The organism is Cognatilysobacter lacus (genome assembly GCF_008274655.1).
Taxonomy (GTDB): Bacteria; Pseudomonadota; Gammaproteobacteria; order Xanthomonadales; family Xanthomonadaceae; genus Cognatilysobacter; species Cognatilysobacter lacus.
In genome coordinates, this window is the sequence record NZ_VTRV01000098.1 from 1 (window position 1) to 9,951 (window position 9,951).

The 9,951-nt window shown below is 70.1% G+C and carries 10 protein-coding genes; 5 read left to right on the plus strand and 5 right to left on the minus strand.

Annotated features, from left to right (window positions below):
* From FW784_RS09440 to cls, 3 genes are all read right to left on the minus strand, one after another.
* Window positions 1-560: pyridoxine 5'-phosphate synthase (locus FW784_RS09440; RefSeq protein WP_149353098.1), on the minus strand; the 560-nt coding region annotated here is incomplete at its 3' end.
* A gap of 75 nt (window positions 561-635) precedes the next feature.
* A complete protein-coding gene (locus FW784_RS09445; RefSeq protein WP_149353099.1) occupies window positions 636-896 on the minus strand; it encodes a hypothetical protein in 261 nt (86 codons plus the stop codon).
* 136 nt (window positions 897-1,032) lie between these two features.
* A complete protein-coding gene (gene cls, locus FW784_RS09450; RefSeq protein ID WP_149353100.1) occupies window positions 1,033-2,460 on the minus strand; it encodes a cardiolipin synthase in 1,428 nt (475 codons plus the stop codon).
* A gap of 190 nt (window positions 2,461-2,650) precedes the next feature.
* On the opposite strand from cls, the gene FW784_RS09455 reads away from it, so the two are divergent.
* Window positions 2,651-3,739 (plus strand): PA0069 family radical SAM protein, encoded by a 1,089-nt coding sequence (locus FW784_RS09455; protein ID WP_149353101.1) that lies wholly within the window; start codon window positions 2,651-2,653, stop codon window positions 3,737-3,739.
* A gap of 140 nt (window positions 3,740-3,879) precedes the next feature.
* Window positions 3,880-5,028 carry a sensor histidine kinase gene (locus FW784_RS09460; RefSeq protein WP_149353102.1) on the plus strand — a complete coding sequence of 383 codons (1,149 nt, stop codon included), beginning with the start codon at window positions 3,880-3,882 and terminating at the stop codon, window positions 5,026-5,028.
* Here FW784_RS09460 and FW784_RS09465 read toward each other — a convergent pair whose 3' ends face one another.
* Window positions 5,029-6,822, minus strand: a complete 1,794-nt coding sequence (locus tag FW784_RS09465; RefSeq protein ID WP_149353107.1) for an SLC13 family permease — start codon at window positions 6,820-6,822, stop codon at window positions 5,029-5,031.
* 126 nt (window positions 6,823-6,948) lie between these two features.
* Between FW784_RS09465 and FW784_RS09470 the strand changes: the two genes are divergently transcribed.
* Together FW784_RS09470 and FW784_RS09475 are read left to right on the plus strand one after the other, a co-directional pair.
* Window positions 6,949-7,929 (plus strand): sensor histidine kinase, encoded by a 981-nt coding sequence (locus tag FW784_RS09470; protein ID WP_149353103.1) that lies wholly within the window; start codon window positions 6,949-6,951, stop codon window positions 7,927-7,929.
* A gap of 7 nt (window positions 7,930-7,936) precedes the next feature.
* The gene (locus FW784_RS09475) at window positions 7,937-8,368 is read left to right on the plus strand and encodes a response regulator (protein ID WP_149353104.1); all 432 of its coding nucleotides are present in this window, start codon (window positions 7,937-7,939) and stop codon (window positions 8,366-8,368) included.
* Between the two features lie 9 nt (window positions 8,369-8,377).
* Here the strand turns inward: FW784_RS09475 and FW784_RS09480 are convergent, their stop codons facing one another.
* Complete coding sequence (locus tag FW784_RS09480; RefSeq protein ID WP_149353105.1) at window positions 8,378-9,097, minus strand: 2OG-Fe(II) oxygenase; 720 nt, start codon at window positions 9,095-9,097, stop codon at window positions 8,378-8,380.
* Window positions 9,098-9,433: 336 nt separating this feature from the next.
* Between FW784_RS09480 and FW784_RS09485 the strand changes: the two genes are divergently transcribed.
* Window positions 9,434-9,904 (plus strand): hypothetical protein, encoded by a 471-nt coding sequence (locus FW784_RS09485; protein WP_149353106.1) that lies wholly within the window; start codon window positions 9,434-9,436, stop codon window positions 9,902-9,904.
* The last annotated feature ends 47 nt before the right edge of the window (window positions 9,905-9,951 follow it).

Genomic DNA, 9,951 nt, shown 5'->3' on the forward strand with positions numbered 1-9,951 from the left:
GCAGCGCCGGCGTCGCCAAGCGCGAACGCATGCGCGAACGGTCCGGTATACAGCTCGACACGCTGCGCACCGATGCGCGCCGCCGCTTCGACGCCGTCCGTCGCGCCACGCGCCGCCGCCGCCGGGTCCGCGTCGACGAACAGGCTCACCCGGCAGCCGATCGCCTTCAACGCCGCGATCAACTCGGCGAGGCGACCGCAGTCTTCGGCGAAATCGAAGCCGTGGTCGGACGTCACCTGTGCATCGCTATCGGGTACGAGCGTGGCCTGCGCCGGGCGCGTGGCCTCGCACAAGGCGAGAAAGCCCGGATAGCCGGCACGCGGGGGCGCGAACGGATTGCCTTCGAGGTTGAACTCCACGCCGCGCTGGCGCGTCAGTGCGGCCAGGGCATGCACGTCCGCCTCGGTGATGTGGCGCGCGTCGGGGCGCGGATGCACGGTAATGCCGAACGCACCGGCATCGAGGCAGGCGCGTGCCGCGCGCACCACGTCGGGCTCGCTCCCGCCGCGCGAATTGCGCAGCACGGCGATCTTGTTGACGTTGACGCTGAGTCGGGTCATGCCGGCATCGTACGCCGACACCATTGGCGACCGCGCCGGCTTCCGCGAAGGCGATCGCGCGATCGACGCGAAGGATCAGGCTTCCGGCGGCGCCGCCGTGGCGGCCGCGGCACGGCGCGCTTCGGCCTGTTCGCGCAGGCGCATCAACTCGGCCGGGTCGACGATCATCGAAGGGTCGCTGCTGCGACTCTCAAGGCGCGCTGCCAGCAGCCCCATCAGCCATGCGAGCAACAGGCCGAACGCGGCGAGCAGGGCGACCAGCATCAACGCCGCCGAAGCGGCCTTGAACGCCACGACCAGGGCGGCGACGGCGAGGAGCAGGTAGAGCCAGGCCATGGGCAATCCTCCAGCGACCGCCGCAGTGTAGCGCCGCCACGGCCCGGGACTCGCCGCGCGCGCGGGCAGCTGACCGCCGGTCGAAGGCGCCGTTCTTCCGTTCGCGGATCGGGCGCGCGCGTCCCCACCGTGCGACCTACAACAGCGGTGACAACAGCCTCGCCAGTGCTTCCGGCAGGCGCGCGCGGAAGAACGAGCGACGTCGGTCGACGCGTACGCGCGGCGCATGCCCCAGGTCGTTCTGCAGCAGCTTCGCCAGCGACGACGCGATGCCCGTGTCGCGGAACAGCATCGACACTTCGAAGTTCAGCCGGAAACTGCGGTGGTCGAAGTTGGCGCTGCCCACGATCGCGACGTCGTCGTCGCACAGCAGCGCCTTGGTGTGCAGCATGCGCGGCCCGTACTCGTGGATTCGCACGCCCGCGGCGAGCAGGTCGTCGAAATAGGAGCGCGCGGCGAAGGTGACCAGGCGCGAGTCGCTTTGCAGTGGCACCAGCAGGCGCACGTCGAGGCCGGCGAGCGCGGCCGAGGTCAGCGCCATCATCGCGGCCTCGCCGGGCACGAAGTAGGGCGTCGCCAGCCAGACACGCTTGCGCGCCGCATGGATCGCCGACACATGCAGGCGATGGATCGCCTCCCACGGCGCGTCCGGCCCGGACACCAGAACCTGCGCGTCGACCGGGCCCGGCTCGGCGACAACGCCCGGCATGCTCGGCGCTTTCTGGCCGGTCGCGTAGATCCAGTCTTCGAGGAACACCTGCTGCAGCGCGCCGACCACTTCGCCTTCGATGCGCAGGTGCAGGTCGCGATACGCGTCGCTGCGCAGGCGCTCGTCCTCCTCGTCGGTGACGTTGATGCCGCCGGTGAATGCGACGCGGCCATCGATCACGACGATCTTTCGATGCGATCGCAGGTTGAGCCACTTGCGGCGCCACGGCGTCAGCATGCGGTGGAACCAGGCCACTTCGCCGCCGGCATCGATCAGCGGCGCGAGGAAACCGCGCCCCATGCGCGAGGAACCGACCGCATCCACCAGCAGCCGAACCTTGACGCCCGCGGCGGCGCGCTCGATCAGCGCATCGCGCACGCGCGTGCCGGTGCGATCGGGTTCGAAGATGTAGTACTCGAGGTGCACGTGGTCGGTCGCCAGTGCGATCGCGCCCAGCAACGCCTCGTAGGTGGCGCCGCCGTCGATGAGCAGCTGCACGTCCGTCGCGCTGGACGCGGGCAGGCGCGTGGTGGCCTGGCCCAGGCGCGCGAGTTCGTGCGTCAGGCAGTCGACCGTGCCCGCGCCGGACAGCGGCAAGCGCGCGCGTGCCCGGCCGCGACGCAGGCGCTGGCGCCGGATCCGTTGCGGCCCGAACCAGTAGTACACCGCGAAGCCCACGTACGGCAGCACCGCGAGGCTGATCAGCCAGGCCAGCGTCGCCACCGGTTCGCGCTTCTGCAGCACGATCCACAGGCCCAGGCCGACCAGGTAGACGACCCAGCCGGCGAACAGCAGGTCGAAGCGCAGCGGATGCGCATGCATCGCCGCGTGCAGCCAGTCCATCAAGGCCATCATGCCGGGGCCCGCGCGGCGGCCGCCCGGCGCGATCGGGCGCAGCCGGGAGTTCGCACGCTCGACGGGGAGGGGGCAGGGCTCATTCAGTCGGACGCGGCGGTGGGCCGATGATCTTACGGCCGCGCACCGCCGGCCGGCCCCGCCACGGCCGGTCACGTGGCATGAGACGGGCGCGCCGGACAATTACCGCATGACCGACGCCCGCAAACCGTTGAAGCCGATCAAAGGGCGCGGCGCCGCATCGCGCGTGGCGTCGCGCTTCGATGCGACCGCCGTGGAAGGCGTCGACGACGGCTGGGGCTCGGTCTACGACGAGATCGCCGACGCGCCGCGCCCGGCGACCACCGTCACCGAGGAACGCGCGCGCAGCATCCTGACGCGCAACACGTCGCCGGATGTTGGCTTCTCGCAGTCGCTCAATCCGTATCGCGGCTGCGAGCATGGCTGCGTGTACTGCTTCGCGCGGCCTACGCATTCCTACCTCGACCTGTCGCCCGGGCTCGACTTCGAAACCCGTCTGTTCGCCAAGACGAATGCGCTCGAGCGCCTGCGCGCGGAACTCGCAAAACCGGGCTACGTGCCGCAGGTGACCGCGCTCGGCATCAATACCGACGCCTACCAGCCGATCGAGCGCCGCTACGGGATCACCCGCGCGGTGCTCGAGCTGTTCGCCGAAACGAAACATCCGGTGAGCTTCGTCACCAAGGGCGCGCTGATCGAACGCGACATCGACCTGCTGGCATCGATGGCGCGCGACAACCTCGTCAGCGTGCATTTCTCGGTCACCACGCTGGACAACCGGCTGGCGTCGAAGCTCGAGCCGCGTGCGTCGGCGCCGCATGCCAAGTTGCGCGCGATGAAGGCGCTGGGCGATGCCGGCGTGCCGGTCGGGGTGATGGTGGCGCCCGTGATCCCGATGATCACCGACATGGAGATGGAGCGGATCCTGGTGGCGTCGTACGAACACGGTGCGCGCGAGGCGGGCTACGTGCTGCTTCGCCTGCCGAACGAGCTCAAGGACATCTGGCGCGAATGGCTCGAGCTCCACTACCCCGACCGCGCCGGGCACGTGATGAGCCTCGTGCAGCAGATGCGTGGCGGCAAGGACTACCAGGCCGGCTTCGGTACGCGCATGACCGGCACCGGCGTGTTCGCGCAGCTGGTCGAGCAGCGCTTCCGCAAGGCGCGCGCGCGCCTGGGGTATGGGCGCTTCCCAGCGCTGGACACCCGGCGGTTCATCGCGCCGCGAGTACCTTCTGCGCAGGGCAGCCTGTTCTGAGCCCGACCCGTCGGCGTCCGGTCAAACGCCTACACTGCGCCCACACTGCGGCTTGAGCTCTTCCGGCGCTGTGCCCACCGTTCGACCACCGGCCACGGCGCCGCGACGCGCGGTCACCATGCCGACGCAAGGACTTGCTGATGCAGCTTTCCAGATTCATCGATTCCGACATGGAGGCGATCCTGTCGGACTGGGAACAGTTCGCGCGCCGAAATGCGCCGGAAGGCTCGCGGATGACGCACCTCGCGTTGCGTGACCACGCGGCGGAGATCCTCCAGGCGGTGGCGCTCGACCTGTCGTGCCCGCAGTCCGATGCCGAGCAGCTCGCGAAGTCGCAGGGCGATTCCGATGACGCGCCGGGCCTGCGCGCCTCGTCCGCGATCCATGGCGCGCTTCGACAGAGCAACGACTATTCCCTGCTGCAGTTGAGCGCCGAGTTCCGCGCGTTGCGCGCGACCGTGCTGCGCCTGTGGCTGCCGACCGTGCGCGAGGTCACCGAGACCGCGATGGACGAAATGGTGCGCTTCAATGAAGCGATCGACCAGGCGCTCGCGCAGTCGATCGTCGCGTATTCCGAACGCGAGAACCTTGCACGCGACCTGTTCCTCGCGGTGCTGGGCCACGACTTGCGCTCGCCACTGGCCAACGTCGCGATGATCGGCGAACTGCTTACGCGCGCCGGCGTCTCCGCCGAGCAGGTGCAGGATCTCGGGCAGCGCGCATCGCGCTCGGCGCGCTTCATGAACCACATGGTCGACGACCTGCTCAGCTACACGCGCGTGCAGATGGGCCGTGGCATTCCGACGTCGCCCGTCCATTGCGACATCGCGGACCTGGTGAAGGCCGCCGTCGACGACGCTGGCGCCACCTACCCGCGCTCGCGCTTCGACATCGCGGTGGCGGGCGACCTGCGCGGCACGTTCGACCCGGTGCGCATCCAGCAGATGCTGACGAACCTGCTGGTCAACGCCGCGCAGCATGGCGACCGCGGGCCCGGCGTGCAGATCGAGGCGCGCGACGAGGCGGACACCATCGTGCTGCGCGTGATCAACCACGGCCGGCCGGTGCCGGAAGCCGACATCGAACGCATCTTCAAGCCGCTGGTGCAGTTGCCGGACGGTGACTCGCGCCCCACCAGCCTCGGGCTGGGCCTGTACATCGCGCGCGAGATCGCGACCGCGCACGGCGGCAGCCTGGAAGTCACCTCGAACGCCGAGGACGGCACGGTGTTCGAGGCGCGGCTGCCACGCGAACACGGGTCGGCCGCAACGCTGGCCGCGTCGCACTGATCACAGCGGCCACAGCGGCCCGCCGAGCCACAACCAGCGGGCCATCCACGCGGAAACCACCGCGATCAACGTGGTCAGCGGCAGGCCGATCTTCAGGAAGTCGCTGAAGCGGTACTGGCCCGGCCCGAGGATCAGCAGGTTGCCGTGGTGGCCGATCGGCGTCAGGAAGGCCACCACCGCGCCCAGCGCCGTGCACACCACGAACGGCGTCGCCGGCAGGTGCAGCGAATGCGCGATGCTCAGCGCGATCGGTGCCAGCAGCACCGTGGTCGCGCCGTCCGACAGGATCTGCGTCAGCAGCGCGGCGGCCGCGAACATCACCAGCAACACGCCGAGCGCCGGCCAGTGCGCGATGAAATGCAGCAGCGCGTTGGCCAGCAACTGCGCGGTGCCGGTCGTCTCCATCGCGATCCCGAGCGGGATCACGCCGGCGATCATCACGAAGATGCGTACGTCGATCTCGCGATACGCCTGTTCGACGTCGACGCAGCGCGTGGCCACCATCGCCACCGCACCGAACAGGAACGCCAGCGGCGCCGGAAGCCACTCGGTGGCCGCGGTGATGATCGTGGCCAGCAGGACGACCAGCGCCAGCGGCGCGCGCAGGCGGCGCTTGGCCTCGCCGCCGAACGGCATCAGCATCAGGAAGCCGTGGTGCGCCGCCAGTTCCGCGAACCGCGAAGCGCGGCCGTAGAGCACCAGCAGGTCGCCTTCGCGCAGGCGCACGTCGGCCAGCCGCAACGCCTGCGCGCCGCGTCGCCGCCAAAGCCCGGCCACCAGCGCATGGAAACGCCGGGCGAAGTCGAGCTCGCGCAGCGAGTGGCCGATGAATTCCGACGCCGGCGCCACCAGCGCCTGCACGAGCTGCGGCTCACCGTCACCGTCGACGTGGTCGCCGAAGCGGGTGATCGCGTTGAGGTCGAGGCCCGGGTCGTCGTGCAGCGAGGCGATGGCATCGGCCGAGGTTTCCACCAGCAACACATCGCCGGCGATGAGCGGGCTGGTTTCGACGAGGTCGCGCCGCACGTGGCCGTCGCGCATCCAGCCGTGCAGCTTGAACGAGTCGCCGAGCACGTGGCGCAGCTCGGCCAGCGTGCGCGTGCTCCAGCGCCCGCCCTCGACGATGCGCAGTTCGGTGCGGTAGCCGCCGAGCTGCATCCAGTCGTCATCGCTCGCCTGCGTGCCGCGATGCGGCAACAGCCAGCGCGCCAGCAGCATGTACGGAATGCTGATCGCCACCAGCGCCAGCCCGATCGGCGTGATCGAGAAGATGTGCAGCTTGCCGCTGTGCGTGCGTTCGAGCAGGTCGGCCGCAAGCAGGAACGCGGGCGCGCTCACCAGCGTGAGCGTGGTGCCGAGCGAGGCCGCCAGCGACATCGGCATCAGCAGTTTCGATGGCGACAACCCGCGCGCCTGCGCGAAGCGGCTCACGATCGGCAGCATCATCGCGGTCACCATCACGTGGTGGGTGAACGACGAAAGCACGGCGACGGCCGGCATGATTACCAGCACGGCGCGCCACTCTGCCTGGCCCGCCGCGCGCCCGATCCACTGGCCGAGGCGCTCGGTGATGCCGGTCGCCGCGAGCGCGCCGGAGATCACGAACACCGCCGCGACGATGATCGCCGGCTCGCTGGCAAACCCCGACAACGCCTGCTTGGTGTCGAGCACGCCGGTCACCACCAGCGCGAGCAGCGTCAGCATCGCGGTGACGTCCACGCGCAGCCTCTCGCTGACGAACAGGTAGAGCGAGCCCGCGAGGATCAGCAGGAACAGGATCTGGTGGAGGTCCATGGCGATCACGCGGGGGCCAGCCCCCATCCTGCCACTCGCGCCGGTCAATGCCGCGCGTGGATCGGGCCGTCACCGCCGCGACGTACACTGCCGCCTTCGTCGACCGGTCGCCCAACGAACGTGCCCATGCCGACCCGATCCGATACCGATGGAGCCGGCGCCGCCGACGCGCTGCTGCACGCCTGCGCCGCGCCCACCGCGCGCATCGATGCCGGCGGGCACGTGCAGGCGGCGAATGAAGCATTCGCGAGGCGCTTCGCGCAGGCGATGACGCGCGGGCTGGCATCGCTCGACGCCGCGCTCGCCACGATCAGGGCCGGCAGCTTCGAGATTTCCGCCCAGCCCGCCGGGCAGCTTCACGTCGCCGCGCTCGCCGACGGCGGCTGGCTCGTGCAATGGCTGGACGCGCCGGCCGGCAACAGTGCCGAGCAGCGCCAGCTGCAGATGTTCGCCGACACCGTGGCGCACGACCTGCGCGCGCCGCTGCGCTCGATCGAGAGCTTCGCCAAGCTGCTGGAGGATCGCTCCGCAGCCAAGCTCGATGCCTCCGAGCGCATGCATCTCTCACGCATCCGCGCGGCCGCTACGCGCATGTCGGGCCTGCTCAACGCGCTGGCCGAACTGTCGCGTGCCGGGAGTGCGTCGATGCAGTCGGCGCCGGTCGACATGTCGCTGCTCGCCGAATGGGTGCTGGCCGAGCTGCTCGACGCCGACGCCGGCCGACAGGTGGCCGTCGACGTGCAGCCCGACCTGTGGGCCCTGGGCGACGAGCGCCTGCTCAAGCAGCTGCTGCGCACGCTGCTGGAGAACGCGTGGACCTTCACCCGTGGCTGCGACAACCCGCGCATCGAGGTGCGGGGCGAGCGCGTCGGCGATCGCCTGCATATCGCGATCCGCGACACGGGCTGCGGTTTCGACATGCAGTATTCCCACAAGCTGTTCCAGCCGTTCCAGCGCCTGCACGGCGTCGAGCAGGGCGCGGGCCACGGCCTGGGCCTGGCGATTGCCCGGCGCATCGCGCAACGACACGGCGGTAACGTCGACGCCTCGTCCATCGAAGGGCAGGGCAGCACGTTCACCGTCGAACTGCCCGCCGCGAACCCCTGAGACCTCGATGCAAAAAGAAATCCTGTTGGTCGAAGACAACCCCGACGACGTCGAGCTGACCCGGCTCGCGTTCGAGGAAGCCAAGATCGCGAACCAGCTCGCGGTGGTCGGTGACGGCGCCGAAGCCCTCGACTACCTGTTCGCACGCGGCCGCTTCGCCGACCGCGATCCGGCCGACCTGCCGTCGCTGGTGCTGCTCGACCTGAACCTGCCGAAAGTCGATGGCCGCGAGGTGTTGCAGGCGATCCGCGCCAACGAGGCGACGCGCTCGTTGCCCGTGGTGGTGCTGACGACCAGCACCGAGCCGTTCGACGTCGAGGCGACGTACGCGCTCGGCGTGAACAGCTACATCCAGAAGCCGGTCGACTTCGAGCAGTTCGTGTGGGCGGTCAAGCAGGTCGGGTTGTACTGGCTGGTGCTGAACCACTCGCGGCCGTAGCCGCCCCGATCAGCGCGCGCCGAACAGGGTTTCGGCGCGCTGGAACAGGATCCAGCTGGTCGCGATGACCTTGTCGCCGCCGAGCGGGCGGTTGCCGCGATGCGTGTGCGTGAACGCGGCGGGCGCCAGCAGCAGCGAGCCGGTCTTCGGCACGACCTTGCGCTGCTGGTACAGGAATTCGGTCGCGCCCTCGCCGAAGCCGTCGTTGAGGTAGACCGTCCACAGCAGGTGGCGGTGCAGCGTCTCGCCATGCGCGTCGCGCGGGAACAGCTCGCAGTGCCAGTAGGGGTAGCCGCCGCGTCCTGCGGCGTAACGCTGCAGGTTGATGGCGCCCGGGCGAAACACCTGCATCAGCAGCGGCGTGAGCTGTGCATCGTCCATCGCCTGCAGCCGTTCGGCGGTGAGGCGATGGCGCTTGCCGCCGTCCTGCACCTCGAGCATCAACGGGGCCACCAGCGTATGCGGCCACCGGCGCACGTAGTCGCGAAGGCCGGTCATCACCGCGGTATTGAGCGTGTTGGCGACGTCCGCCCAGTCGGAGCGGCCCGCGAGCGTGAGGTCCAGGCTGTCCTTCATGTCCGGGAACACACCGCTGCCGATGCGGCCCGGATGCAGATCGGCGTGCCCCAGCCGTTCCACGACCGTCGCGCACCAGGCTGCGTCGAGCGCGTTGTCGATGACGTGGATGAAGTCGGGCGGCCCGGGGGGCGCGACGGCGGGGTCTGACATCGTGAGGGAGGGCGTCGGATGGGCCGCCGATCCTCGCATGCGGCGCGCGTTGCGCGGATGCAACGTTGTCCGGGTCGCTGCCAATCCGCGTGCGTCGCCCGACAGAACCGTGCCACGTCGCGGGTTTCACGGAGGGCGGCGCGGCGCGTACGCCCGCTTGTTCAGGACGTCGACAGGGACGTGCTGCCCCGGTGACGTTTCGAGGCCGCAACGTTTCCCGGTCTTCACGCGTCCTGCGCGCCACCTACACGCGACGAAAACCTTTCCAAACAACAACTTAAGAAGTTGGCACGGGACTGGCTGTAGCACGGGGACCACCCGCCCCGAGCGACCGCCGTGTCCCTGCCGATCCGCCAGCTACTGATGACCGTCATGGTGAGCGCCCTGCCGCTTGCCGCGGCAGCGCAGTCGGCGCCGACGGCGGACCCCTACTTCGTCATCGCACGCACCGTCGAGCCCCGGAACGCCTACCGCGGCCTGGCCGAGCGCACCGACAACCCGGTCCGGGCGCAGGCCCCGGTGTTCCCGGCCACGGCGTTCGGCCGGGCGATGGGCGGGCTCGCGGTCCAGGGCGTCGACGACACGGTGCTGGGCGCGCTCGACGCCGGCAACTTCCAGAACCCGGGCAATGGGCGTTCGCCGAGCTTCATGCCCGACGGGCTCGGCCTCGGACCGACCGGCCAGGGCACGGCGCCCGGCGGCGTGTCCGGCGCCGGCGATGCGATCGGCCATGCCACCGGGGGCATCGGCGGCATCGTGACCTCCACTCTTTCGCAGGCGCTCGGCAGCATCGGGGGCCACCCGTGAGCCGCTACGCCCTGCTCGCCCTCGCCCTGCTGGCCAACGCCGCCTCG

Excerpts from the sequence above, each read along its gene's own strand:
- FW784_RS09470 (WP_149353103.1), top strand. The coding sequence starts at position 6,949 with ATGCCGACCCGATCCGATACCGATGGAGCCGGCGCCGCCGACGCGCTG.
- FW784_RS09455 (WP_149353101.1), top strand. The coding sequence starts at position 2,651 with ATGACCGACGCCCGCAAACCGTTGAAGCCGATCAAAGGGCGCGGCGCC.
- FW784_RS09445 (WP_149353099.1), bottom strand. The coding sequence starts at position 896 with ATGGCCTGGCTCTACCTGCTCCTCGCCGTCGCCGCCCTGGTCGTGGCG.
- cls (WP_149353100.1), bottom strand. The coding sequence starts at position 2,460 with ATGATGGCCTTGATGGACTGGCTGCACGCGGCGATGCATGCGCATCCG.
- FW784_RS09460 (WP_149353102.1), top strand. The coding sequence starts at position 3,880 with ATGCAGCTTTCCAGATTCATCGATTCCGACATGGAGGCGATCCTGTCG.
- FW784_RS09465 (WP_149353107.1), bottom strand. The coding sequence starts at position 6,822 with ATGGACCTCCACCAGATCCTGTTCCTGCTGATCCTCGCGGGCTCGCTC.
- FW784_RS09480 (WP_149353105.1), bottom strand. The coding sequence starts at position 9,097 with ATGTCAGACCCCGCCGTCGCGCCCCCCGGGCCGCCCGACTTCATCCAC.
- FW784_RS09475 (WP_149353104.1), top strand. The coding sequence starts at position 7,937 with ATGCAAAAAGAAATCCTGTTGGTCGAAGACAACCCCGACGACGTCGAG.